A 23,131-nucleotide genomic window follows, 5' to 3' on the forward strand; every position below is an offset into this window, starting at 1 on the left:
TGGACATCCGATCATGACGAGTGGACAGAATTATGAGTGAGCAGCAGGTTCCCGAGGTGCCCAATGTCACGATGGCGGCGAGCCGCAATCGGACCGGCACCCTGTCGGTACGGGCCACCGACCAGGGGATGCCGGTGGAGATCAAATTCGAACGCAGCGAATACCGGTACGGCGCACAAGCTCTCGCCGACGAGATCCTGCGGCTGACCCACCGTTCCACCATCGCGGCCAAGGCCAAGCGCCGGGAGATGCTGGCGGAGAACGGAATGCCCGACGAGATCCTGGACCAGCTCGGGCTGCCCACCCGGCAGCAGGCGGTCGACGAACTCGACCGGATGGACGACGCCGATACCGGCCAGACCAGTTGGATGAGGCCGGTATGAGCGACCGGCGTACGCGGTACCAACACAGCGGATTCCCGCTCGTATCCAGGAGGCATGCATGAGCGCGGAGATGGACGCCCTGGTCGCCGGCGCCACCCGGAAACTGGAAGCGCTGGAGGCGGCGCTGTACGGACTCAAACAGGTCCGGGGCCGCTTCGGCACCGAGGACGGGATGGTCACCGCCGAGGTCGACAGCGACGGTGCACTGGTGAATCTGCAGCTCACCGAGGCCGTGACCACGCTCCCTCCCGCCGAAGCGGCACAGCTCATCATCTGGGCGTGCCGGCAGGCCGCCGAGGACGCGGGCGGCCGACGCTCGGAGATCGTTGCCACACTGAACGAATCGTTCGCGCCGGCACCGGTAGCAGTGGTCGAACCGACCGGAACCCGGCCCGCCGACGCCTGACGAGACAGGCTCCCGGATGCACCTCCGCACATATCGCGGACCGCGAAGTGGGTGTACTTTCGCCACCGCCACGGCCTGCACGGATTGCGTATCGCCGCCTGCACCGGGGCCGGGTACGAACCAGGGGTGGGCTCCGCCCTGCCGGACCTATTAGGCTTCGGCGTATGGCTTCTGGAGACATCGTCCCGATCGAGCTCGGTTTGACCGACGGCGATCTTGTCACCCTGTGGGCACCGCGCTGGCGTGACGGTGACGACGAGTGGGAGGCGTTCCTAGGGCACGAGGATGCCCTCTACGGCTTCGAGTCCGTGGCCGAACTAGCGGCCTTCATCCGAACCGACTCCGATAACGACCTGGTCGATCATCCGGCGTGGAAGGTGGTCGCGGGTCTCTCGGCGGCCGAGTTCGAGCCCGACGACAACTACTCCTTCGACCTGGTCGGGGTGCCGGAACTGGCCGCCGGTGATCCCGATGTGGACACCGTCGCCGAGTTGGAGGACACCTTGGCCATGGTGCGCAATATCGGCGAGGTCTGCGAACTCGATACAGTCACCAAATTCTTCGGTTCGCATCCGTCGCTCGGGGCGCTGGCCGGGGGCACCCATATGTTCGCGGGGCGCGAAGGCCAGGAGCTGTGGGATCGGATCGGTGCCGCGGTGGCCAAGAGCTGGGACGATGTACTCGATGCCATCGATTCGGTGGTCCGGGTGCCCGAGGTCGACGCCGAGGCGGTCGCCGTGGCCGAGGCCGAATTGCTGGCCGCCGAGGAGAACGAGGTCGATGCCGACGACGTGGCCGACACCGACGACGACAGCGATTTCGAACCTGTCGATCTGGACGAGGACGACGGCGGGGACGACGACGCGGAACTCACGTTCTGGGAGGAAGTGGGCATCGACCCCGTCAAGATCGTGACGACCGATACCGAATACTTCACCCTGCGGTGTTACCTCGACGACGAACCGATCTTCCTCGGCACCAAGAACTCTATTTCGGTGTTCGGCAGTGAGCGTGCGCTCGCGCGGTATCTCGCCGACGACCACGAGCACGATCTGTCCCGGATCAGCACGTACGCCGAAGTGCAGACCGCGGCCATCGACGGATCGCTGGAGGTCGAGGTCACCGAGGAGAACGTCTACGTGCTGCCGGGCCTGGCCGACGACCTGGCCGAGGGACCGGAGTCCGTGGATACCGAGCAACTGGACCTGGTTCTGGAGCTGTTCTCCGACGCCGCCGACTATGCCGGTGACGATGCGGTGGAGCAGGCTCTGGCCAAATCGACGCCGCTCGGCTGGTACGTCTCCTACCTGCTCAATCCGGATCCGACCCGGATGGCGCCCAACCCGCCGTTCGACGCCGAATCACAGGCCTGGCGCGAGCTCGAACACAATTTCGAGTCCCGGCTCACTCCGCGCTGAGCCGGTATCCGTGCGCACTCAGGTCTCGATGTGGACACACGGCGTGACTTTCTGTCGATAAACCGGCATCGACTGGGCACACTGACTGGCCAGCGGCGTTCGTTTGCGTAGCCATCAGCCATTGCCCGGCTTGCCGGGTGCGGTGGCACGCCGCCGCACCAGGGCAGATGTACGAAGGAGGACCTATGCCGACAGTGCGGATCGAGCTGGATCAGGACCTGTTGGTGGCCGCGGGGGCCATAATGGGCACGGCGACGAGCAAGGCGACCATTCACGAGGCCTTGCGCCGGATCGTGGTGCACGAGCGCCAGCTACGGCATTTCGAGCGGCTTGCCGCGTCGGCACTGAACCGTTCCCCGCAGCCCGCGGTGGTCGACGGCTGAGCCGCCCGGCTCCCCACCGCAGCTCATCGCCCGGCCGCACCCGCCGAAACTGTCGGTATCGGCTGGCATGATCCGGACGCACGGACTCTGGAGGGGGATTCATGCCGGTACCGATCGCCGATCTGCCCATAGCGCAGCGACCGCGCGAACGTCTGTGCGCGCTCGGCCCGCAGGCGTTGAACGACGGCGAACTGCTCGCGCTGCTGCTCGGCCAGGGCCGCCGCGGGGAGAGCGCCGTCGAACTCGCCCTCGCACTGCTCACCGAGTTCGGCGGAGCGGGCGGGCTGGCCTCCGCACGCCCGGAGGAACTGCTGCGCCGACCGGGAGTAGGGATGGCCAAGGCCGCGGCGATCACCGCCGCGTTCCAGCTCGCCGCCCGAGCGCGCGCCGGCACCCAGGCCCCGACGCCCCTGCTGCGGGCCGGCGATGTGGCTCGGGAAGCCGCACCGCTGTTCGCGGGAGCCCGGGTGGAGCGGCTCCTGGTGCTGATCTGCGATGCGCGCAACCGGCCACGACAGCGGATCTTCGTCGCCGAGGGCGCCATCGATGAGGTTGCGGTACCGGTCCGCGAGATCCTGAACACAGTCCTGCGCCACGACGGCCGCGCCTTCGCGGTGGCACACAATCACCCGTCCGGGGACCCGACACCCAGCCCGGACGACCGCCGTGCCAGCACGCTGCTCGCCGCGGCGGCACAGACCGTGGGTCTGCGGTTCCTGGACCACGTGGTGCTCGCCGGCGAGGACTGGCGGCGCGCTGCCCCGTTCGACGATGTTTTCCCGTGAGTCCGCCGTTTCGCCGGCTCGGCACCGGCTGTGGTTTCGCGGGTGTGTCGAAACGATCGGCCGGAGCTCAGGAGCCCGGTTCGACAGCAGCGGCGACCGGCGTTTTTCCGGCTGCGCCGCGGGCCCGGCGGCGACCGGCGGCCAGCCGGGAGCCGATCAGCCCCTGCCGCGGCGCGAACAGGTAGACCACGGTGAACGCCACCCCTTGGGCCAGCACGATGGTGGCGCCGGACGCGGTATCGGCGTAGTAGCTCACGTACAGGCCGGTGACCGCGCAGATCGCCGAGAGTGCCGGAGCGATCACCAGCATCCGCCCGAACCGGTCGGTGAGCAGATAGGCGGTCGCGCCGGGAATGATCAGCATCGCCACCACGAGGATCACACCGACCGCCTGCAGGGCGACCACCGAGGTCAGTGCGAGCAGGCCGAGCAGGGTCGCGCCCAGCACTCGCGGGTTCAGGCCGAGCGCGTACGCGTGGGTGGGGTCGAAGGCGTACAGGGTGAAGTCGCGGCGTTTGAGGACGAGCGCGGCGAAGACGAAGGCGGCCAGCCCGGCGATCTGGGCCAGTTCCTCTGTGCTCACGCCCAGCAGATTGCCGAAGATGATGTGGTTGAGATCGGTATTGCTGGGCGTCACCGAGACCAGTACCAGCCCGAAGGCGAAGAGTGTGGTGAACACGATGCCGATGGCCGCGTCCTCTTTCACCCGGCTGGTATCGCGGACCAGCCCGATCAGCCCGACCGCCAGGAACCCGAAGATCACCGCGCCGACGGCGAACGGCACCCCCGCGATATAGGCGAGCACCACTCCCGGCAGCACCGCGTGCGATACCGCGTCTCCCATCAACGACCAGCCCACCAGCACCAGCCAGCAGGACAGCAGACCGCAGACGAGCGCCGCGACCACGCTGGCGGTGAGTGCGCGCACCATGAACGCATAACGCATCGGTTCGAGAAAGAATTCGAGCAGGTCCATCACACTCACCGCTGCCCGATGACGTCGAGGCCGAAGGCGAGGGCGAGGTTTTCCGGTCGCAGCGCTTCCGCCGGAGCGCCGTGCACGAGCACACGCCGCATCAGCAGCACGGCTTCGTCTGCCAGCCCGGGCAGGGCATGTAGGTCGTGCGTCGAAATCAGCACGGTCGCCCCGTCGGCGGCCAGTTCCTTCAGCAGGCCGGTGATCGTCGCCTCGGACCTCTTGTCCACCCCGGCGAACGGTTCGTCGAGCAACAGAATCCGGGCGCCCTGCGCGATACCCCGGGCCACGAAGGCGCGTTTGCGCTGACCACCGGAGAGCTGACCGATCTGGCGACCGGCCAGATCGGTCAATTCGACCCGTTCCAGCGCTTCGTCCACGGCGGCGCGGTCGGCCCGGCTCGCCCGCCTGGTGAATCCCATCCGTCCGTAACGCCCGGTGGTCACGACATCGCGTACCGACAGCGGAAACGACCAGTCCACGGCCTCGTTCTGCGGTACATATCCGAGGACACCTGCCCGCCGGGCCGCCACCGGTTCGGCACCACCGATCCGAACCGTTCCGAGATCGGGGGTGATCATCCCCATGAGAGTTTTGAACAGAGTCGATTTCCCGGACCCGTTCATTCCGATGAGCGCACAGATCCGGCCGGCGTCCACGGTCAGCCGGACCTCGTCCAGTGCCTGGACTTCGCCGTAGTAGACGGTGACGCCGTCGACGTCGATCGCGGGGACTGTCATGACCTGCTCCCGGTGAGTGCTGCGGCTATGGTCTCGGCGTCGTGCCGGATCAGGTCCAGATAGGTCGGTACCGGCCCGTCGGCGGCCGATAGCGAATCCACGTAGAGCACCCCGCCCAGCCGTGCGCCGGTGGCTTCCACGACTCGGCGCATCGGGGCATCGGAAACCGTGGATTCGCAGAACACCGCCGGGACCTCGTGGTCACGGACGTATTCGATGACCCTGGTGATCTGCTGCGGGGTGGCCTGCTGTTCGGCGTTGACCGGCCAGATGTAGTACTCCGAGAGTCCGGCGTCGCGGGCGAGGTAGGAGAAGGCGCCTTCGCAGGTCACCAGGGCCCGCTGGCGGCGGGGCAGGTTCGCGAGGTCGGCGACGAGTTCGTCGTGGACCTGCTGCAACTGTTGTTTGTAGGTTTCCCCGTTGGCCCGGAAGGCTGCCGCGTGTTCGGGGACGAGCCGGGAGAAGGCGGCGACGATATTGTCCACATAGGTCCGCACGTTCAGCGGCGACATCCAGGCGTGCGGATTGGGTTTTCCGGCGTAGGCGTCGGAGGTGATCGGTACCGACGCGACCCCCTCGCTCACGGTGACGTGCTCGGCGTCGAGATCGGCCACGAACTGCCCGAACCAGGCCTCCAGGTTCATCCCGTTGTCGAGGATGAGGTCGGCTTTGGCGGCGCGTTTGATATCGCCCGGCGTGGGTTCGTAGCCGTGGATCTCGGCACCGGGCTTGGTGAGCGACTGGACTTCGAGGTATTCGCCCGCGACGTTCGAGGCGATATCGGCCAGCACGGTGAAGGTGGTGGCGACGACCGGTGCACCGGTGCGCGGTAGGTGGAACGTATCGCAGGCGGTGAGTACGACGGCGAGGCCGCAGGCCGCGAGCGCAGCGGCGATCCGGGGAAACACTCGCATTCCGAACCACCGCCTTCCAGTCAGAATGGTAAGTTCGGGTACCCGAATTATCAAGTTCGTGTGACGGAATACAAATGGCCGGAGATGCAGAACCGCTCCCGTGCCGGGCACGAGAGCGGTTCTGTCGGCGGGGTCGAGCTCAGCGCGCGAACAGCAGCGCCCGCTTGACCTCTTGGATGGCCTTGGTGACCTCGATACCACGCGGGCAGGCATCCGTGCAGTTGAAGGTGGTGCGGCAGCGCCACACACCGTCGACCTCGTTGAGGATGTCCAGGCGCTCTCGGGCTGCCTCGTCACGGCTGTCGAAGATGAAGCGGTGCGCGTTCACGATCGCGGCCGGACCGAAGTAGCTGCCGTCGGTCCAGTACACCGGGCACGAGGTGGTGCAGCAGGCGCACAGGATGCACTTGGTGGTGTCGTCGAAGCGGGCCCGGTCGGCCTGGCTCTGGATCCGCTCGTAGGTCGGCTCGTTGCCGGAGGTGATCAGGTACGGCTTCACCGCCCGGAACGCGTCGAAGAACGGTTCCATATCCACGACCAGGTCCTTCTCGACCGGCAAACCGCGGATGGGTTCGACGGTGATGGTGACCGGCTTACCGTTCTTCGGCAGCATGTCCTTCATCAGGACCTTGCAGGCCAGCCGGTTCACCCCGTTGATCCGCATCGCGTCGGACCCGCACACACCGTGGGCGCAGGAGCGACGGAAGGTGAGAGTGCCGTCCAGGTAGGACTTGATGTAGATGAGGAGGTTCAGGAACCGGTCCGTCGACAGGGCCGGCACCTGGAACGACTCCCAGCGCTGTCCCTGACCGTCCTCCGGGTTGAACCGCGCCACCTTGACGGTGATCATGGTCGAACCCTCGGGGACCGGCGCCGGGCTAGCGGCCGGAGCTGCGGGATTCTCGGCTACAGCGGTCATCAGTACTTACGCTCCATCGGCTCGTAACGGGTCTGCACCACCGGCTTGAAGTCGAGCCGGATATCCGAGAGGAGATCCGCGCCTTCCTTGTACGCCATCGTGTGCCGCATGAAGTTCACGTCGTCGCGGTCCGGGTAGTCCTCGCGCGCGTGCCCGCCACGCGATTCCTTGCGGTTGAGCGCACCGACCACCGTGACTTCGGCCAGCTCCAGCAGGAAGCCCAGCTCCAGGGCCTCGAGCAGATCACTGTTGTAGCGTTTGCCCTTGTCCTGCACCGTGATCCGGGCGTAGCGCTCCTTGAGCGCGTGGATATCGGTGAGGGCCTGCTTGAGAGTGTCCTCGGTGCGGAACACCGAGGCGTTGTTGTCCATCGACCGCTGCAGTTCGGTGCGGATATCGGCGACCCGCTCGTTGCCGTGGTCGGACAGGATCAGCGACAGCCACTCCTGCACCATCTGCGACGGGTTCTCCGGCATCTCGACGAACTCGGCGCGGTGGGCGTATTCCGCGGCGGCGATACCGGCGCGGCGGCCGAATACGTTGATATCGAGCAGCGAGTTGGTGCCGAGCCGGTTCGCGCCGTGCACCGAGACGCAGGCGCATTCACCGGCGGCGTACAGGCCGGGAACGATATCGGTGTTGTTCTTCAGCACCTCGCCCTCGATGCGGGTGGGGATTCCGCCCATCACGTAGTGGCAGGTGGGGAATACCGGCACCAGTTCCTTGACCGGGTCCACACCGAGATAGGTGCGGGCGAACTCGGTGATATCGGGCAGTTTCTCCTCGAGCACGTCCTCGCCGAGGTGGGTCACGTCGATGTAGACGTAATCCTTGTTCGGTCCGGCGCCACGACCCTCGAGCACCTCGAGCACCATCGAACGGGCGACGATATCGCGCGGCGCGAGGTCCTTGATGGTGGGCGCGTAGCGCTCCATGAACCGCTCGCCGTCGGCGTTGCGCAGGATGCCGCCCTCACCGCGGACGGCTTCGGAGATGAGGATGCCCAGACCGGCCAGGCCCGTCGGATGGAACTGGTGGAATTCCATATCCTCGAGCGGCAGGCCCTTGCGGAACACGATCGCCATACCGTCGCCGGTGAGCGTATGCGCGTTGGAGGTGGTCTTGTACATCCGGCCCGAACCGCCGGTCGCGAAGACGATCGACTTGGCGTGGAAGACGTGCAGTTCACCGGTGGCCAGCTCGTAGGCGACCACACCGGTGGCGACCTGGCCGCGATCGGTATCGGTCAGGACCAGGTCCAGCACATAGAACTCGTTGTAGAACTCGACGTCGTGTTTGACGCAGTTCTGGTACAGCGTCTGCAGGATCATGTGACCGGTGCGGTCGGCGGCGTAACAGGCGCGCCGAACCGGGGCCTTACCGTGGTCCCGGGTGTGCCCGCCGAACCGTCGCTGGTCGATCTTGCCCTCGGGCGTCCGGTTGAACGGCAGACCCATCTTCTCGAGGTCCAGCACCGCGTCGATGGCCTCCTTGGCCATGATCTCCGCCGCATCCTGGTCGACCAGGTAGTCACCACCCTTGACCGTGTCGAAGGTGTGCCACTCCCAGTTGTCCTCTTCGACGTTGGCCAGGGCCGCGCACATACCGCCCTGCGCCGCGCCGGTGTGGCTGCGGGTGGGGTACAGCTTGGTCAGCACCGCGGTCCGGGCCCGGGGACCGGCCTCGATAGCCGCGCGCATACCCGCGCCACCGGCACCGACGATCACGACGTCGTACCGGTGCTCCTGAACAGGGCGGGATTCAACGGAACCGCTGCTTCGTTCGCCGCTCTCACCAGCGGTGTCGATACTTTCGCTGCGCTCACCAGCGGTGTCGATTCTTTCGCTGCGCTCACTCATGCGAGGGGGCCCGTTCCTAACTGATGTTGGGGTCGAAGGTGAAGATGACGTAGGTGCCCACGCCCATGATCAGGATCATCGACAGCACCAGCAGTGTGTTCAGCCAGAACCGGGTCGAATCCTTGCGCGAGTAGTCGGCGATCACGGTGCGCACACCGTTACCGCCGTGCAGCTGGGCCAGCCACAACATGGCCAGATCCCAGATCTGCCAGAACGGGCTGGACCACCGGCCGGCGACGAAGGCGAAGTTCAGTCGTTTCACGCCACCGTCGAGCAGCAGCATGATCGTCATATGACCGAAGACCAGCACGATGAGCGCGAGACCGGAGAAGCGCATGAACAGCCACGCGTACTTTTCGAAGTTCCCGCTGGCGTGCGAACGCTGAGACCGCGGCAGATCCAGACTCGCGGGACGGTCGTGGGATTTACCGAGAACAGGTGCGGACATGACTCAGTGCTCCGTCAACAGTAGGTAGAACATGCGGCCGATCGAGGGCACCAGCAGCACGACCACGAGCCCGATGATGCCCCAGAGCATCTGCTTCTGGTAGCGGGGCCCGTTGGACCAGAAGTCCACCAGGATCACTCGCACACCGTTGAGCGCGTGGAACAGCACGCAGAAGACCAGGCCCATTTCCATGAGCGCCACGAGCGGTGTCTTGTAGATCGCGATCGCGTCGTCGTACATCTCCGGGCTGACCCGTACCAGCGCGGTGTCCAGGACGTGTACGAAAAGGAAGAAGAAAACCGTGACACCGGTGATCCGGTGCAGGGCCCACGACCACATTCCGGGGTCGCCTCGGTACAGCGTTTTGCGCTTCGGCTGAGCCGGAGCTTCTATCGTGGCCATTGGGTTTCGGTGCCTCCAACATCGTTGATGGACCCGGTCACAGATCCCGGCACCGGTGTGGCGGGCCGGGATTTCGGTGGCGTACCAACCCACGGCCGACAGGGGCCGACTCCGGGGCCGCTGTCGATGGGCTCGCCGCCGCCGAACCTGAACCGATCTGTTCTGGACTCTAATCCTCCGACAAACGGGGAACTAATTCGGCGGGTCGCGCGTTGCGCCCAGATCACACAGGTTAGGTTTACCTTTGTAGGGCGGTGAAGGGGTTTCGCGGCGGGTTCGTCGCGCCTTCTACCGTCTACCCACAGAACCCTTCCGCGGTATCGAATTGTTCCGCAAAACCCTGCTGTGCAGCGCATTTCACATCTCGACCCGGGCACACGAGCAGGGCAGCCGTTTACGGTTCGCGCACGGACTCACAATGCCGATGTCGCCATTGCGAATGCCGATGTCGCCATTGCACGCGGCGGCAATGTGCAAAATGTCTCAGTCCACACGGCCAAGTTACTCAACAGTAGCCGATAGGTCGGTTCCGGACGAAAGACTTTTCGGCAATAGGCGGAATTACGCGAAGGTCCGGACCCTATGCACCCGCTGGAGTCCGCGCCCAGCGGCAGCGCCGGGTCCACCGGCCACCGGCCGCCGTACCGCCCGAGAGCCGGAAGCCGGGCCGCCGCCGGTGGACCACCGCGGGTCAGTCGCCTTCGTGAATCGATTCGACCCGGAGTCGTACGGCTTCGTAGTTGAAAACGGTATCGACGATTTCGCCGGGAACCCGGCCGAGCAGGGCCTGGCTCGCCAGTGCGCTCTGCGGGTACTTGCCGACGGCGGGATCTGCCTCGTCATCGGGCACGATCCGGTACTCCATCCGCACCTCGACCTTGTCGTGGGCGTCGAGCTTGGACAGCAGCATTTTCGAATACACCATGACGATGAGGAACTTGGGAAGCGTCATTCGCACCTTCCTGGTGATGACCCGGCCGAGCGGCCGGGCACTCTACATATCTCCGAGCGGAACGACGTGTTTCACTTCCGCTCGGAGCGGATCCGGCGCTGAACATCGGGCGCGGAACGCACGGTGGACACGGTGATGCGGCAGGCTGGGCCGGGACGCCCACGGACGCGGGAGCAGCTATGGCTATCGATTGGAATCTTCTTCGCACCAACGCGCATACCGCTATGCGACGCGCCTATGCCCCCTATTCCAGATTTCCGGTGGGTGCGGCCGGCTGGGACGGCGACACTGTCTCGATCGGCTGCAATGTCGAGAATGTGTCCTACGGCCTGGGGCTGTGCGCCGAATGTGTGCTGGTCGGCAACAACAGATCCGCGGGCGGCGGGCGACTGCTCGCGGTCTCGGTCTGCGACTCCCGGGGCGAGATCCTGCTGCCCTGCGGCCGCTGCCGCCAGGTGCTCTACGAATTCGGCGGCAAGGACCTGCTGATCGACCACCGGGACGGACCGGTCCCACTGGGGCGGCTGCTGGCCGATGCCTTCGGTCCCGACGACCTGGCCGCGGGTCTGACCTGATCCGTGACCGGAACCATGGAATCCCGGCGCGATCGCACGGGTTGGTCCGGGTATGACAGTTCCCCTCTCCGTTCTCGACCTCGCCGCCGTCGCCGCCGACGGATCGCATCGGCAGGCGCTCGCCGACACCCTCACCGTCGCCCGGGAGGCCGAGCGACTGGGGTTCCGCCGGTTCTGGGTGGCAGAGCACCACGGCATGCCGGGTATCGCCAGTTCGGCGCCGCCGGTGCTGATCGCCGCGGTGGCCGCGGCGACCGAACGGATCCGGGTGGGCTCCGGTGGCGTGATGCTGCCCAACCATTCCTCGCTGGTTGTCGCCGAACAGTTCGGCACCCTGGTGGCGCTCTACGGCGACCGTATCGATCTGGGGCTGGGCCGCGCGGCCGGTACCGATCCGCTGATCTCGGCGACCATCCGGCGCGGTGCCGCGGCCGAGGCGGTGGAGGATTTCCCGAAACAGGTGGTGGAACTGCTCGCCTACTTCGGGACGATCCCGCCGCTGCAGGGCGGGCAGGGCGACCGTATCCAGGCGGTCCCCGGTAACGGTGACTCCCCCGAGATGTGGCTGCTCGGTTCGAGTGATTTCAGTGCCCGGCTGGCCGCGATGATGGGGCTGCCGTTCGCGTTCGCCCACCATTTCGCCGGTGGGCGCAACACCCCGCTGGTCTTCGACCTGTATCGCAGCGAGTTCCGGGCCTCGGAGGTGCTCAGCGAACCGCGTTCGATGCTGGCGGTGGCGACCGTGGTCGCCGAGTCCGCCGCGGAAGCCCGGCGGCGGACGCTGCCGCAGAGCCTGGTCCAGCTGCGGATGCGCACCGGGCAGCTACCGCAGCGGATCCCGACACTGGCCGAAGCGGAGTCGTACGCGTGGTCGGACGCGGAGAACGCCTTCGTCGACGACCGCAATGCCGATCAGGCCATCGGCACCCGCGATCAGGTCATCGATCGGCTCGACACGCTGGCGAAGGACACCGGCGCGGACGAGATCATCGTCGCCCCCACCGGGCCCACGGTGGAACACCGGCTCGAAACGCTGCGCGCCCTTCAGGAGTAGCGTCCGCCGGCGCACCGCATCGGCCACGCGACGCTGCCAGACTGGGGTCGTGACGGCACACGACGCGGTATCCATCATCGGGGCCAAACGCGACGGCGGCGAACTGTCCGACGCACAGATCGACTGGGCCGTAGCCGCGTTCACCCGCGGTGAGATGGCCGACGAGCAGATGGCGGCGCTGGCCATGGCGATCGTGCTGCGGGGGATGAACCGCCGCGAGACCGCGCGCTGGACCGAGGCGATGCTCCGATCGGGTCGGCGTCTGGATTTCACCGATCTCCCCCGGCCGACGGTGGACAAACACTCCACCGGCGGTGTGGGTGACAAGATCACCCTGCCGCTCGCTCCCCTGGTGGCGGCCTGCGGTGCGGCCGTACCGCAGCTGTCCGGGCGCGGACTGGGTTACACCGGCGGCACCCTGGACAAACTGGAATCGATTCCCGGCTGGCGGGCCGATATCGGGCCCGGCCGGATGCGCGAGATCCTCACCGACCCGGCCGCGGGGTGTGTGGTCTGCGCGGCCGGGGCCGACCTGGCTCCCGCCGACAGACGGCTCTACGCGCTGCGCGACACCACCGGCACCGTCGAATCCATCCCGCTGATCGCCAGTTCGATCATGAGCAAGAAGATCGCCGAGGGCACCGCCGCCCTGGTACTCGACGTGAAGGTCGGGTCCGGTGCGTTCATGCGCACCCGCGAGGACGCGTACGCGCTGGCCACCGCCATGGTCGAACTCGGCGCCGATGCCGGCGTCGACACCGTGGCCCTGCTCACCGCCATGGACGCTCCGCTGGGCCGCACCGCGGGCAACGCGCTCGAAGTCGCCGAAGCCGTGGAGGTACTCGCGGGTGGTGGCCCGGCCGATGTCGTGGAACTCACGCTGGCCCTGGCCCGCGAGATGGTCGCGCTGGCAGGTCTGGACGCCGACCCGGCCGCGGCACTGGCCGACGGCCGCGCCATGGACCACTGGCGGGCGATGATCCGCGCCCAGGGCGGCGACCCCGCCGCACCGCTGCCCGCCGCCGCTCACACCGAAACCCTGTCCGTCCCCTCCTCCGGCATCCTGACCGGGCTCGACGCGCGCGGAATCGGTATCGCCGCCTGGCGGCTGGGCGCCGGCCGGGCCCGTCAGGGCGACCCGGTCCAGGCCGGTGCCGGGATCCGGATACACGCGGGCCCGGGCGACCGGGTCATCGCCGGCCGACCGCTGCTCACGCTGCACACCGATACCCCCGAAGCGTTTCCGCGCGCGTTCGAGGCGCTGGCCGAATCGATCACCATCGACACGGAATCCACCGGCGGCCCCGCCCGCGGCCCACTGGTCCTCGACCGGATCGGTCCCGACCGGCGCGGCGTCCACTCCGGCCACCACTGGACACCGCACGGGCAGTCCGGGCACTCGCCCGCCCGCTCGGGTCGGGTCACCGGCCACACGCATCCGTATCCGGCCGCTGACCACGGGAAGAATTCAGGGTGAGCGGCAGCCGAAGAGGCGAGACGTTTCCGGGCGTCCGGCTGACCTGCGAGACATTCGGCGATACCGTCGGTACATGACCGGACCTTTGCCGCTGGATCTCGCAACGCTGCGCCGGGCGCCGAAAGCCTTGCTGCACGATCACCTCGACGGCGGCCTGCGGCCCGCCACCGTGCTCGACCTCGCCGCGGACTGCGGATACGACCGGCTACCCGCGGCGGACGCGGAATCACTGGCCCGCTGGTTCCGGGACGCGGCCGACAGCGGCTCGCTGGAGCGCTATCTGGAGACCTTCACCCATACCGTCGCGGTGATGCAGACTCCCGAAGGATTGCACCGGGTGGCCCGCGAATGCGCGGAGGATCTCGCCGCGGACGGTGTCGTCTACGCCGAGGTGCGATTCGCGCCCGAACAGCATCTCGCCGCGGACCTGACCCTCGATGAGGTGGTCGAACACGTACTGGCCGGGTTCGCCGCGGGCGAGGCGGCCGCCGCCGGAGCGGGGCAGCCCATCGTGGTGCGCTGTCTGCTGACCGCTATGCGGCACGCGGCGAGGTCCCGGGAGATCGCGGAGCTCGCGATCCGCTTCCGGGACCGGGGGGTCTGCGGGTTCGATATCGCGGGCGCGGAGGCCGGGTACCCGCCCACCCGTCATCTGGACGCCTTCGAATACATGCGGGTCAACAACGCCCATTTCACGATCCACGCGGGTGAGGCGTTCGGGTTGCCGTCGATCCACGAAGCGCTGGCGTTCTGCGGCTGCGACCGGCTCGGGCACGGGGTCCGCATCGTCGACGATATCGAGGTACCCGGCGGGATCGAGAACGCCCGGCTCGGGCGGCTGGCGGCCTATGTGCGCGATACCCGGGTACCGCTGGAGTTGTGCCCGTCGTCGAATGTCCAGACCGGCGCGGTGCCCTCCTTGGACAAGCATCCGTTCGATCTTCTTGCGCGGCTGCGCTTCCGGGTGACGGTGAACACCGACAACAGGCTGATGAGCGATACCAGCATGAGCCGGGAAATGCTGAAACTGCACCAGACCTTCGGCTACGGCTGGAGTGATCTGGAACGATTCACCATCAATGCGATGAAGTCGGCGTTCATCCCGTTCCCCGAGCGGCTGCGCATCATCGACGACATCATCAAACCGGGATACGCGGTACTGCTGGGCTGAACCGGCTGTGGACGGCCGCGCCCGCAGCGCCATCTAGGCTCGGCGTCGATGTACAACAGGCAGCAAAACCAGCGCACCCTCCGTCTGCTCGGCTCGGTGCTCGCCGCCGCGGTTCTCGCGGCCGGAACGACCATCGTATGCGGGCCCGCGACAGCACAGCCCGCACCACCCACCACGACCCCGTTCACCACGCCGGTCACCGATTCCTGTCCACAGAAGACGCAACCGCCCCCGGCGATCGATGCCTCCGAGGTCCCGGAACCGGGCGAATCGGCGCCGGTGCCACTAGCGGTCCCCGATTCCCCGGTCGGCGGCAAACGGCTCGGAGAATGCGGTGTGGTCCTGCCCACCGGTGCGCCCGCGCTGCCCGCGGATATTTCCGCGACCGCCTGGATGGTCTCGGACCTGGATACCGGCGCGGTCCTCGCCACCAAGGACCCGCACGGCCGGTACCGACCGGCCAGCACCATCAAAGTGCTGTTGTCGATCATCGCGCTCCGCACCCTCGACCTGGACAAGGTCGTCGTGGGTACCCAGGCCGACGCCGATGTCGAAGGCACCCGGGTCGGAATCGGGCCGGGCGGCCGCTACACCAACCGGCAGTTGCTGCACGCCCTGGTGATGGCGTCCGGTAACGATGCCGCCCACGCACTGGCCGCTCAACTGGGCGGCGACGAGGCCGCGGTGGTGAAGATGAACGACCTCGCGGAATCGCTGCACGCTTACGACACCCGCGCGGCCACTCCGTCCGGACTGGACGGGCCCGGGATGAGTACCTCGGCCTACGACCTGTCTCTGCTGTTCCGGGAGGCCATGTCGATCCCGCTGTTCGCGGAGATGATCGAGACCGAGCAGTACGACTTCCCCGGGTTTCCCGCCGACCCGAGGATCCCCGGCGATCAGGACCATCCCGGTTTCCCGATCGCGAACGACAACGGCCTGCTCTACAACTATCCCGGCGCCCTCGGCGGCAAAACCGGCTACACCGACGACGCCCGCCAAACCTTCGTCGCCGCGGCGGAACGCGACGGCCACCGCCTCGCGGTCACCCTGCTTCAGGCGGATGTGCTGCCGATCCGGCCGTGGGAGCAGGCCGCGCGCCTACTCGACTACGGCTTCGCACTGGGCCCGAACACGACGGTCGGTGAAATCCCCGGCGACGAAACCGAATCCAGCGCAGCCGGACCGGAAACGGCGGTTCCGCCGCAGGACGCCGTGGCGTATTCGGCTCAACCGCAGGGCGGCGGCCAGTTCGAAGAGCTCTGGATGCTGCTCTTGGTCGGTGCGCTGATCCTGGTCCCGATCCTGCTGGTGAGCACCTGGCATATCCGGACGCGTCACCGCTGAGTTGGCCGGGCCGCACCCCGGAGCGTCCGGCGGTCTAGTCCCGCCGCCGGCGCTGCCACCGGGCGACACCCAGCGTGGCGAGCGCGCCCGCGCCGAACAACGCGGCACCGCCGAACAGTCCCGGCCGCCCGCTCGCCACGCGCGGCCGGATCATGGCCGGTCCGGGCACCGGCACCGAGGTCAGTTGCTCGTTCTCCCGGGAGGTCGCCGCCCAGGCCGTCGCGAACAGGATGATCCGATAGACCACGTAACTGAACACCATGATGCCGATGATCGAGCCGAAGGCCGCCCCGGCCGGACTGTTCAGCACCGACCGCATATAGATCCCGGCGATGTTCTTGAACACCTCGAACCCCACCGCCGCCAGAGCGGCGGCTTTCAGCGCACTGCGCAGCGTGACCGGTTCCCGGGGCAGACGCGCGATGATCCAGGCGAACAATGCCCACGAGGCCACCATGGCGAGCACGGTGGACAGCAACCACAGCAGCCAGCGCACCCCGGGCATCTGCTCGAGTCCGATCAGTTCGAGAAACTGCACGCCGAGCCGACTCGACGCCAGCGCCGACAGTCCCAGTGACACCACCAGAGCCAGGAAGAGACCGAACAGCGCCCCCAGATCGGAGAGTTTGGTGCGCAGCCAATTGTCCTCGTCCGAGGGCTGCTCCCACTGTTCGGTCAACGCCTTACGCAGATTCGCCATCCAGCCCATGCCCGAATACAGCCCGGTGAGCAGACCCAGGACACCTACCGTCCCGCGGGAGCGCACCGCCTGGTCGATCAGATCGTTGAGCTGGTCACCCATCTCGCCCGGGATGTTCTCGACGACCTTCTCCTGCAGCTCACCGAGCAGCTCGGCATTGCCCGCGAGGACGAAACCCGCGATGGCGAAAGCGATCATCAACAGCGGGAACAGCGACAGCACAGTGAAATACGTGATACCCGCCGCGTAGTAATCGCCACCCTGGCTCTGATATCTACCGACCGCGCGCACCAGATGGTCGAGCCACGGTCGCTGTCCGATCACGCGCTTGACGGCGGCCTTGCCGTTGTCGATCACCTGCACTGTTCGCGCCCCTCATCGCCCACGCGCACGGCCGACCGACCGGTATCAGCGAGCCAGGAACCCGACCCGGTCGTAAACCTGTGCGAGAGTGTTGCCGGCGATCTCGCGCGCACGCTCGGCGCCGGTGGCGAGTATGCGATCGAGTTCACCCTGATCCGCCATGTACTCTTCCACTTTCGCACGCAAAGGCGTGACAAATTCGACCAGTGCGTCGGCGACGTCGACTTTCAGGTCGCCGTATCCGCGGCCCGCGTAATCCTTTTCCAGGGTCACGATCGGCGTCTCGGTCAGTGACGACAGGATCACCAGCAGATTGCTGACACCCGGCTTGTTCTCGACGTCGTAGCGGATCTCGCGCTCGGTATCGGTGACCGCCGAGCGCACCTTCTTCGTCGTCACCCCGGGATCGTCGAGCAGGTTGATCAGGCCCGCGTCCGAACTGGCGGATTTGCTCATCTTCGCGGTGGGGTCCTGCAGGTCGTAGATCTTCGCGGTGCCCTTGACGATATGGGCCTCCGGAACGACGAAGGTCTTCTTGAACCTGGTGTTGAACCGCTGGGCGAGGTTGCGGGTGAGCTCCAGATGCTGGCGCTGATCCTCCCCCACCGGCACCTGTTGCGCCCGGTAGAGCAGGATATCGGCCGCCATCAGCACCGGATACGTGAACAGGCCGACGGTGGTGTTGTCGGCACCCTGCTTCACCGACTTGTCCTTGAACTGCGTCATCCGGCTCGCCTCACCGAACCCGGTGAGGCAGTTCAGGACCCAGGTCAACTCGGCGTGCTCGGGCACCTGCGACTGCACGAAAAGAGTCGAACGCTGTGGGTCGATACCCAGTGCCAGCAGCTGCGCCGCCGCGACCCGGGTGCGGCGGCGCAACTCCTTGGGGTCCTGCGACACGGTGATCGCGTGCATATTCGGGATGAAGTACAGCGCGTCGTAATCGTCCTGCATGTTCACCCAGTACTGCAGGGCACCGAGGTAGTTCCCGAGATGGAACGAGGCACTGGTCGGCTGGATACCGGAGAGCACCCGCTGTTTACGTTCCCCGGCGGCCGGGGTCTGCGCAGGACTGGACATGCTCCGATCTTCGCATGTGGATCAAGCCGAATTCCGATCCGCCCACCGTGCCATCGGGCACGAGCAAGGGCTCTGGCGTCCATCGGGCACCAGCGAGGGCCCTGCGTGGTTACGCCGCGCTTCCGCCTCCGAGCTCGACTCGCGCGTGCCGACGCGGATCGATACCGGGCATACTGCGCTTCCCCTCCCGGGCCAGGCGCTGCTCCTGCTTCGTGATCAGCCGGTACATCGGCGCGCTCGGCCCGTTCAACGCCGTTTTGACCGGCCGCGGCACCAGCACCGACGGCACCCCGTGCGCATTGCGCACCGACCGCGCCAGCCCGCGATAGGCGATCTCGTCGGTAAGTTTCCAGTCGATCCCGTACATATCGCGGATCCGCCCGGGCAGGCTGCCCTGCACCAGCAGGTAGTACGCCGAACTCACCTGCCTGCCCGGTGTCCGCTGCGGGTAGGGGACGACGTGCCCGCACAGATAGTTGCCCACGATGCGCGCCTCGTCGGTCAGAAACAACTCATCGGAGGCCAGGTAGCGGTCGAAATAGGCCCGGAACGCGCGATAGTCCGCGGGCGCGGCTTCCCGTGGCATCCCGAACAGCTCCCCCCAGCGCACATAGTCCTGGTACAGGTCCTCGCGTTCGGTATCGCTGAGCCGCCGGACCAGCAGGTCGTACATGACCTCGGCGGATTCGAAGGTGAACGCCATGGTCATGAAACTCAGATGCGGGTCGTAGGCCGAATACGCCGACCCCGCCGGGTGGCGTGCGCCCGCGTCCTCCGGTAGCCGGCCCTTCACCTGGGCGTGCTTCTTCCCGGTGAACTCGAGCGCCCGGTCGGCCTCCTCCCGGGTTCCGAAGAACACGGCCTCGAAGAGGTTCCCGGTGAGCGCGAGCCGGGTGTAGGGCGTATCCCGGTGCTGGGTCGATTCGGCGGTCCCGACGTAGAGCAGCGGGTTGACCGCGCCGATCACCAGCGCCCGCAGCCCGTAGGTGAGGCCGACGGCGCGTTTGCGCATCACCCGCCGGATCATCGAATCGTCGGAGAAATATCCGCTATCCACGGCCATCTCAGCCTCCTGGTCCAGCTCACCACCGAGCACTGCGCAACCGCGCATCTGGCAATAGGATTCACCAGTTATCGAATTCTGGCAAGACCCACCACCAAACCCCTCGAGGCCGAGACGCGCCAACCGGGATATCGAGCCGGCACCGGAAGACCGGAAGACCCACGCCGACCGGGCGGCTACCGATCGAAGCCACCCGAGCAGCCCAGAAGGTGTACCAACATAGGTACATGCCACTGGAACGAACGACTGTCTACGCCGATCCCGAGGACCTTGCCGTCATCAAAGAGGCAGCAGCCCGTCGGGGAGTTTCCGAAGCCGAGATCATCCGTCAGGCCATTCATCGAGCGGCGCAGAAAATGCGCGTGTGGAACGAGCCCCTGGACTTCCCGTTGTTCGACGGCCCGTGATGGATTTCCTGTTCACACAGGTGGATCGGATGCGTTTCACCATTCCGGAGGCACGGCTCGAGACTCTGACGGCGGCTCGCGCGGTCGAGCGGAGATACCACGACCTCGAGCTGGACCTGGCCGATGCGGTGAACGTGGCACTGGCGGCCGATTACGACACGGACGTCGTCTCGACTCTGGATCGGCGCGATTTCCGCGCGATGCGCCCGCTGACCGGTTACAACTACTTCCGCCTCCTACCCGACGACGAATAGCCGGTCCGGCAGCCGAGTCGCGGGCGCCCCGTTTCGAACGCGAACACGAAGAAGCCCTGAACCCAAGAGGTCCAGGGCGTGATCACTCAGGCATGGTTCCGGTCGAACCGACCCGAACGAGCATCCATGGTGAAGGCATCCCACTCGGCAGGCGAGAAAGCCAGCACCGGACCACCACGATCCTTCGAATCACGGACACCGACCACACCTTCGTCAAAAAAAGCTACCTCGACGCAATCTTGGCTGCCGCCACTGTAACTGCTCTTGAACCAGCGAGCCTCGGATCGATCAACGCTCACCCTGCGAACTCCCTTGCCTTCTCACGAAGCAGCTTCCCGCTGTCTTGCGAATCCAACGCTACCCGCCGCAAGTCAGCTGACTACCCCGATACGAAAAAGCCCCGGACCCAACAGGTCCGGGGCCCGGGCACGATCACTCAGGCATGATTCCCGTCGAACCGACCCGAACGAGCGTCCACGGTGAAGGCATCCCACTCGGCAGGCGAGAAAGCCAGCACCGGACCACCACGATCCTTCGAATCACGGACACCGACCACACCTTCGTCAAGAAAAGCTACCTCGACGCACTCTCTGCTGCCGCCACTGTAACTGCTCTTGAACCAGCGAGCCTCGGATCGATCAACGCTCACCCTGCGAACTCCCTTGCCTTCTCACGAAGCAGTTTCCTGCTGTCTTGCGGATCCAATGCTACCCGCCGCAGGTGGGCGTACGCGCTGCGATACCGCTCGACAAGATCCGCATCCTCGAAATACATATCCCCGGTGAAACCCTCGGCATACACGACGGGCGGCTCTGCGGGGTCTCCGTCTGTGGGTCCGGCAAAGTCCAAAATTATGAATGGTCCCGCCAGATCACCTAGTGGCACGCCCGCGGCGAACGGCAGGACGCGGATCTCGATATTCGCCCTGGTCCCCAGATCTGCCAGGTGTCGCAGCTGCGCTTCCATCACGCGCCGACTTCCGATGACCCGGTGCAGCGCCGATTCATCCAGAATGACATCTACCGGCAGCGGTTCCGCCCTCTTTGTCAGAAGAATCTGACGGCGTACTCGCATCTCGACTCGCCGAGCAACCTCACTATCAGGCTCCGACGGATGCGCGAGCCGGGTAAGCGTCCGCGCGTAATCAGGTGTCTGCAACAGCCCAGGCACCAATTCCTGAAATGCGCTCAGCCGCCTCGCTCCCGCCTCCAGCCCCATGTACACATCGAAGTTCAGGGGGATCAGATCCCCGTACTGATGCCACCAGTTCTTGCTGTTGCCCTGCTGGGCAAGACCTTTCAGGGCTTCGATCGTGGTCTCGTCTGCACCGCACACCCGGCTGATCGCCTCGATGTCCCAGAGCCTGATCCGGTCGGCGCTACCGGTCTCCAGCCGCTGGACTGTGGTGGCGCCGCGCTCGATCCGGCGCGCCAGTTCCGCGATCGTCAGCCCGGCGCCCTGCCGCAGCTCCCGTAGATACCTCCCGAGTTGGCGGCGCGGGAGGGTCGAGCCGATATCCGCCATGCTGACCTGCCTTTTCTGGATGAGTTCGCCCGGATTCCTGGATGGCCCCCGCACGATCTGTGGACAATACGCTCGCGCTTCTGATCAATCCGATTGGATTATCCATTTCGGCTCGGCGGCTGTCGGCAAATCCGTTGTGCTGGTGCGGATCAACCGCTTCGACCACCGCCCTTCGACCGGAGGTATCCATGCCGGAGATCCCCAGCAACCACGCAGCCGAACGGCCGGCGACCGCACTACCGGCGCTACCGCGGCGAACAACCCCGAACGGTCGGGAGTCGGCCGCCGCCGCACACCTCTGGCAGGCAGCCGAATGCTATGACCGCGCAACCCTCGAACGGGTCGCCGGGGCCCTCCGCGACCTCGATGTCGGCAGCACCGGCCACATGCCCCGGCAGCAACACGAGATCGACGGTGTCATCGCCCGCTACCGAGCCGCCCACCCGGAGACGCGGTATGTCCACTGATACCGCATGCACCCGGCACACCCGACCGTGGATCGGTGTCGGCGTCCACCGCACCCCGCCCCCGTGCGGATGTCGTCCCTTCATCACCGCCCGCCAGTTGCGCATAGCTGTGCGCGGCGGGACACCCTGGGGTCCGCTGTCCTCGATCGGCTGCCCGGGCGGGTGCCGCGAGTTCGCGCCCATCCGGGCCGGACGTATCGGCCCGCACAACCACCGGCCGTGCCCATGGACCGGAATCGGGGTCCTCGACAGAGGACGGCACCCACCGATCCTGCACCCGCGGGACCACCGATGAAAGGAGCCGAGCGCGAGCACAGCGGGGTCCGCGCCCCTCGCGGCGACAACCCCGCCCCGGCCCCGCTGCCGACGACCCGGCCTCCCCCGTGGGAGGGTGAGCCCGGGCACTGGGATCATCGAGGGATGGCAGCCCAGCGCACCTATGGCGGTTTGTCCGCGGAGGAACGGCGAACACAGCGACGGTCCGCGCTCCTGGGCGCGGCGCTGGAGATCATCGGCACCCACGGCATGGACAAGCTCACCGTGTCCGGGATGTGCTCGGAGGCCGGGCTCAACGAGCGCTACTACTACGAGAGTTTCAGCAGCCGCGACGACGTCCTCAGCGCGCTGATCGACGGTATCGCCGAGGAGTTGGTGGTCGCCATCGCGGCGGCTCTGCGGCAGGCCGGCGATGATTCGCGAGCCAAGGCGCACGCCGCCATCACCGCCGGTATCCACCTGCTCACCGATGATCCCCGCAAAACCGAGGTCACAATGGTCGCCGCGATGGCTACGCCCGCGCTGCGGGCGCGGACCACCGAAACCATCCGCGTGTTCGCCCGCCTGGTAGCCAGCGAGGGGACCGAGTTCTACGGCGTCACCGATCCCGCGCCGGACCCGGTGATCGATTTCCGGGCGACCTATCTGGTGGGCGGGCTGGTCCAGACGCTGACAGGCTGGGTCCGCGGTGATCTGCCGATCAGTCGGGATGAGCTGATCGACTACACGACGGATGTCTTCGTCCTGCTCGGCGAGGATTTCGCGCGCCGCGGAGACTGAACCCGCCC

General features: G+C 66.6%; 28 protein-coding genes. 14 read left to right on the plus strand and 14 right to left on the minus strand.

The features are described from left to right. Positions 1-32: 32 nt before the first annotated feature. From OG405_RS21635 to OG405_RS21655, 5 genes are all read left to right on the plus strand, one after another. Positions 33-383 (plus strand): hypothetical protein, encoded by a 351-nt coding sequence (locus tag OG405_RS21635; protein WP_327148293.1) that lies wholly within the window; start codon positions 33-35, stop codon positions 381-383. Between the two features lie 58 nt (positions 384-441). Further along, on the plus strand, positions 442-789 hold the full coding sequence (locus OG405_RS21640) for a YbaB/EbfC family DNA-binding protein (protein ID WP_327148294.1): 348 nt from the start codon (positions 442-444) through the stop codon (positions 787-789). 164 nt (positions 790-953) lie between these two features. After that, complete coding sequence (locus tag OG405_RS21645; protein ID WP_327148295.1) at positions 954-2,207, plus strand: primosomal protein; 1,254 nt, start codon at positions 954-956, stop codon at positions 2,205-2,207. 185 nt (positions 2,208-2,392) lie between these two features. Beyond that, the gene (locus OG405_RS21650; RefSeq protein WP_327148296.1) at positions 2,393-2,590 is read left to right on the plus strand and encodes a type II toxin-antitoxin system VapB family antitoxin; all 198 of its coding nucleotides are present in this window, start codon (positions 2,393-2,395) and stop codon (positions 2,588-2,590) included. A gap of 101 nt (positions 2,591-2,691) precedes the next feature. Next, a complete protein-coding gene (locus OG405_RS21655; protein ID WP_327148297.1) occupies positions 2,692-3,375 on the plus strand; it encodes a JAB domain-containing protein in 684 nt (227 codons plus the stop codon). A gap of 67 nt (positions 3,376-3,442) precedes the next feature. Here the strand turns inward: OG405_RS21655 and OG405_RS21660 are convergent, their stop codons facing one another. From OG405_RS21660 to OG405_RS21695, 8 genes are all read right to left on the minus strand, one after another. Continuing rightward, positions 3,443-4,351, minus strand: coding sequence for a metal ABC transporter permease (locus OG405_RS21660; RefSeq protein WP_327148298.1), 909 nt, complete (start codon positions 4,349-4,351; stop codon positions 3,443-3,445). 5 nt (positions 4,352-4,356) lie between these two features. Beyond that, positions 4,357-5,091 carry a metal ABC transporter ATP-binding protein gene (locus OG405_RS21665; protein ID WP_327148299.1) on the minus strand — a complete coding sequence of 245 codons (735 nt, stop codon included), beginning with the start codon at positions 5,089-5,091 and terminating at the stop codon, positions 4,357-4,359. Continuing rightward, complete coding sequence (locus OG405_RS21670; protein WP_327148300.1) at positions 5,088-6,005, minus strand: metal ABC transporter substrate-binding protein; 918 nt, start codon at positions 6,003-6,005, stop codon at positions 5,088-5,090. The genes OG405_RS21665 and OG405_RS21670 overlap by 4 nt, the downstream gene beginning before the upstream one ends. 139 nt (positions 6,006-6,144) lie before the next feature. Continuing rightward, positions 6,145-6,924, minus strand: a complete 780-nt coding sequence (locus OG405_RS21675; protein ID WP_327148301.1) for a succinate dehydrogenase iron-sulfur subunit — start codon at positions 6,922-6,924, stop codon at positions 6,145-6,147. Beyond that, positions 6,924-8,624, minus strand: a complete 1,701-nt coding sequence (gene sdhA / locus OG405_RS21680; RefSeq protein ID WP_327152440.1) for a succinate dehydrogenase flavoprotein subunit — start codon at positions 8,622-8,624, stop codon at positions 6,924-6,926. Before sdhA ends, OG405_RS21675 begins: the two co-directional genes overlap by 1 nt. Positions 8,625-8,799: 175 nt before the next feature. Then, positions 8,800-9,231, minus strand: a complete 432-nt coding sequence (locus OG405_RS21685) for a succinate dehydrogenase hydrophobic membrane anchor subunit (protein WP_327148302.1) — start codon at positions 9,229-9,231, stop codon at positions 8,800-8,802. Between the two features lie 3 nt (positions 9,232-9,234). Continuing rightward, a complete protein-coding gene (gene sdhC, locus OG405_RS21690; RefSeq protein WP_327148303.1) occupies positions 9,235-9,633 on the minus strand; it encodes a succinate dehydrogenase, cytochrome b556 subunit in 399 nt (132 codons plus the stop codon). 691 nt (positions 9,634-10,324) lie between these two features. Further along, the gene (locus OG405_RS21695) at positions 10,325-10,585 is read right to left on the minus strand and encodes a hypothetical protein (RefSeq protein WP_327148304.1); all 261 of its coding nucleotides are present in this window, start codon (positions 10,583-10,585) and stop codon (positions 10,325-10,327) included. A 179-nt stretch (positions 10,586-10,764) separates the two neighbouring features. On the opposite strand from OG405_RS21695, the gene OG405_RS21700 reads away from it, so the two are divergent. The 5 genes from OG405_RS21700 (at position 10,765) to OG405_RS21720 (ending at position 16,209) form a co-directional block, all read left to right on the plus strand. Further along, positions 10,765-11,160, plus strand: coding sequence for a cytidine deaminase (locus OG405_RS21700; RefSeq protein ID WP_327148305.1), 396 nt, complete (start codon positions 10,765-10,767; stop codon positions 11,158-11,160). A 52-nt stretch (positions 11,161-11,212) separates the two neighbouring features. Further along, positions 11,213-12,214: an LLM class flavin-dependent oxidoreductase gene (locus OG405_RS21705; RefSeq protein ID WP_327148306.1), complete on the plus strand. Its 1,002-nt coding sequence runs from the start codon at positions 11,213-11,215 to the stop codon at positions 12,212-12,214. A 49-nt stretch (positions 12,215-12,263) separates the two neighbouring features. Next, positions 12,264-13,691, plus strand: a complete 1,428-nt coding sequence (locus tag OG405_RS21710) for a thymidine phosphorylase (protein ID WP_327148307.1) — start codon at positions 12,264-12,266, stop codon at positions 13,689-13,691. A gap of 73 nt (positions 13,692-13,764) precedes the next feature. Further along, positions 13,765-14,862, plus strand: coding sequence for an adenosine deaminase (locus tag OG405_RS21715; RefSeq protein ID WP_327148308.1), 1,098 nt, complete (start codon positions 13,765-13,767; stop codon positions 14,860-14,862). A 48-nt stretch (positions 14,863-14,910) separates the two neighbouring features. Next, entirely contained in the window at positions 14,911-16,209 is a 1,299-nt protein-coding gene (locus OG405_RS21720; protein ID WP_327148309.1) for a D-alanyl-D-alanine carboxypeptidase family protein, read from the plus strand. A 34-nt stretch (positions 16,210-16,243) separates the two neighbouring features. On the opposite strand, the gene yhjD is transcribed toward OG405_RS21720, so the two are convergent. The 3 genes from yhjD to OG405_RS21735 all read right to left on the minus strand — a co-directional run bounded on the left by yhjD (position 16,244) and on the right by OG405_RS21735 (position 19,415). Beyond that, positions 16,244-17,272 (minus strand): inner membrane protein YhjD, encoded by a 1,029-nt coding sequence (gene yhjD, locus OG405_RS21725; protein WP_327148310.1) that lies wholly within the window; start codon positions 17,270-17,272, stop codon positions 16,244-16,246. Between the two features lie 45 nt (positions 17,273-17,317). After that, a complete protein-coding gene (gene trpS, locus OG405_RS21730) occupies positions 17,318-18,352 on the minus strand; it encodes a tryptophan--tRNA ligase (RefSeq protein ID WP_327148311.1) in 1,035 nt (344 codons plus the stop codon). Positions 18,353-18,461: 109 nt separating this feature from the next. Continuing rightward, on the minus strand, positions 18,462-19,415 hold the full coding sequence (locus OG405_RS21735; protein ID WP_327148312.1) for an oxygenase MpaB family protein: 954 nt from the start codon (positions 19,413-19,415) through the stop codon (positions 18,462-18,464). Positions 19,416-19,642: 227 nt separating this feature from the next. Between OG405_RS21735 and OG405_RS21740 the strand changes: the two genes are divergently transcribed. Then, positions 19,643-19,822 (plus strand): CopG family transcriptional regulator, encoded by a 180-nt coding sequence (locus OG405_RS21740; RefSeq protein ID WP_327148313.1) that lies wholly within the window; start codon positions 19,643-19,645, stop codon positions 19,820-19,822. Between the two features lie 29 nt (positions 19,823-19,851). Next, positions 19,852-20,076: a hypothetical protein gene (locus OG405_RS21745; RefSeq protein WP_327148314.1), complete on the plus strand. Its 225-nt coding sequence runs from the start codon at positions 19,852-19,854 to the stop codon at positions 20,074-20,076. Between the two features lie 86 nt (positions 20,077-20,162). On the opposite strand, the gene OG405_RS21750 is transcribed toward OG405_RS21745, so the two are convergent. The 3 genes from OG405_RS21750 to OG405_RS21760 form a co-directional block, all read right to left on the minus strand. Then, entirely contained in the window at positions 20,163-20,375 is a 213-nt protein-coding gene (locus OG405_RS21750; RefSeq protein WP_327148315.1) for a DUF397 domain-containing protein, read from the minus strand. Between the two features lie 137 nt (positions 20,376-20,512). Beyond that, positions 20,513-20,725 (minus strand): DUF397 domain-containing protein, encoded by a 213-nt coding sequence (locus OG405_RS21755; protein ID WP_327148316.1) that lies wholly within the window; start codon positions 20,723-20,725, stop codon positions 20,513-20,515. Further along, entirely contained in the window at positions 20,722-21,600 is an 879-nt protein-coding gene (locus tag OG405_RS21760; RefSeq protein ID WP_327148317.1) for a helix-turn-helix domain-containing protein, read from the minus strand. The genes OG405_RS21755 and OG405_RS21760 overlap by 4 nt, the downstream gene beginning before the upstream one ends. A gap of 188 nt (positions 21,601-21,788) precedes the next feature. On the opposite strand from OG405_RS21760, the gene OG405_RS21765 reads away from it, so the two are divergent. Further along, positions 21,789-22,067 carry a hypothetical protein gene (locus OG405_RS21765; RefSeq protein ID WP_327148318.1) on the plus strand — a complete coding sequence of 93 codons (279 nt, stop codon included), beginning with the start codon at positions 21,789-21,791 and terminating at the stop codon, positions 22,065-22,067. 420 nt (positions 22,068-22,487) lie between these two features. Beyond that, positions 22,488-23,123 carry a TetR/AcrR family transcriptional regulator gene (locus OG405_RS21770; RefSeq protein WP_327148319.1) on the plus strand — a complete coding sequence of 212 codons (636 nt, stop codon included), beginning with the start codon at positions 22,488-22,490 and terminating at the stop codon, positions 23,121-23,123. Positions 23,124-23,131: the final 8 nt, after the last annotated feature.

The organism is Nocardia sp. NBC_01329, from assembly GCF_035956715.1.
Classification (GTDB): domain Bacteria; phylum Actinomycetota; class Actinomycetes; order Mycobacteriales; family Mycobacteriaceae; genus Nocardia.

Excerpts from the sequence above, each read along its gene's own strand:
- OG405_RS21635 (WP_327148293.1), top strand. The coding sequence starts at position 33 with ATGAGTGAGCAGCAGGTTCCCGAGGTGCCCAATGTCACGATGGCGGCG.
- OG405_RS21640 (WP_327148294.1), top strand. The coding sequence starts at position 442 with ATGAGCGCGGAGATGGACGCCCTGGTCGCCGGCGCCACCCGGAAACTG.
- OG405_RS21645 (WP_327148295.1), top strand. The coding sequence starts at position 954 with ATGGCTTCTGGAGACATCGTCCCGATCGAGCTCGGTTTGACCGACGGC.
- OG405_RS21650 (WP_327148296.1), top strand. The coding sequence starts at position 2,393 with ATGCCGACAGTGCGGATCGAGCTGGATCAGGACCTGTTGGTGGCCGCG.
- OG405_RS21655 (WP_327148297.1), top strand. The coding sequence starts at position 2,692 with ATGCCGGTACCGATCGCCGATCTGCCCATAGCGCAGCGACCGCGCGAA.
- OG405_RS21660 (WP_327148298.1), bottom strand. The coding sequence starts at position 4,351 with ATGGACCTGCTCGAATTCTTTCTCGAACCGATGCGTTATGCGTTCATG.
- OG405_RS21665 (WP_327148299.1), bottom strand. The coding sequence starts at position 5,091 with ATGACAGTCCCCGCGATCGACGTCGACGGCGTCACCGTCTACTACGGC.
- OG405_RS21670 (WP_327148300.1), bottom strand. The coding sequence starts at position 6,005 with ATGCGAGTGTTTCCCCGGATCGCCGCTGCGCTCGCGGCCTGCGGCCTC.
- OG405_RS21675 (WP_327148301.1), bottom strand. The coding sequence starts at position 6,924 with ATGACCGCTGTAGCCGAGAATCCCGCAGCTCCGGCCGCTAGCCCGGCG.
- sdhA (WP_327152440.1), bottom strand. The coding sequence starts at position 8,624 with ATGCGCGCGGCTATCGAGGCCGGTCCCCGGGCCCGGACCGCGGTGCTG.
- OG405_RS21685 (WP_327148302.1), bottom strand. The coding sequence starts at position 9,231 with ATGTCCGCACCTGTTCTCGGTAAATCCCACGACCGTCCCGCGAGTCTG.
- sdhC (WP_327148303.1), bottom strand. The coding sequence starts at position 9,633 with ATGGCCACGATAGAAGCTCCGGCTCAGCCGAAGCGCAAAACGCTGTAC.
- OG405_RS21695 (WP_327148304.1), bottom strand. The coding sequence starts at position 10,585 with ATGACGCTTCCCAAGTTCCTCATCGTCATGGTGTATTCGAAAATGCTG.
- OG405_RS21700 (WP_327148305.1), top strand. The coding sequence starts at position 10,765 with ATGGCTATCGATTGGAATCTTCTTCGCACCAACGCGCATACCGCTATG.
- OG405_RS21705 (WP_327148306.1), top strand. The coding sequence starts at position 11,213 with ATGACAGTTCCCCTCTCCGTTCTCGACCTCGCCGCCGTCGCCGCCGAC.
- OG405_RS21715 (WP_327148308.1), top strand. The coding sequence starts at position 13,765 with ATGACCGGACCTTTGCCGCTGGATCTCGCAACGCTGCGCCGGGCGCCG.
- OG405_RS21720 (WP_327148309.1), top strand. The coding sequence starts at position 14,911 with ATGTACAACAGGCAGCAAAACCAGCGCACCCTCCGTCTGCTCGGCTCG.
- trpS (WP_327148311.1), bottom strand. The coding sequence starts at position 18,352 with ATGTCCAGTCCTGCGCAGACCCCGGCCGCCGGGGAACGTAAACAGCGG.
- OG405_RS21735 (WP_327148312.1), bottom strand. The coding sequence starts at position 19,415 with ATGGCCGTGGATAGCGGATATTTCTCCGACGATTCGATGATCCGGCGG.
- OG405_RS21740 (WP_327148313.1), top strand. The coding sequence starts at position 19,643 with ATGCCACTGGAACGAACGACTGTCTACGCCGATCCCGAGGACCTTGCC.
- OG405_RS21745 (WP_327148314.1), top strand. The coding sequence starts at position 19,852 with ATGCGTTTCACCATTCCGGAGGCACGGCTCGAGACTCTGACGGCGGCT.
- OG405_RS21760 (WP_327148317.1), bottom strand. The coding sequence starts at position 21,600 with ATGGCGGATATCGGCTCGACCCTCCCGCGCCGCCAACTCGGGAGGTAT.
- OG405_RS21765 (WP_327148318.1), top strand. The coding sequence starts at position 21,789 with ATGCCGGAGATCCCCAGCAACCACGCAGCCGAACGGCCGGCGACCGCA.
- OG405_RS21770 (WP_327148319.1), top strand. The coding sequence starts at position 22,488 with ATGGCAGCCCAGCGCACCTATGGCGGTTTGTCCGCGGAGGAACGGCGA.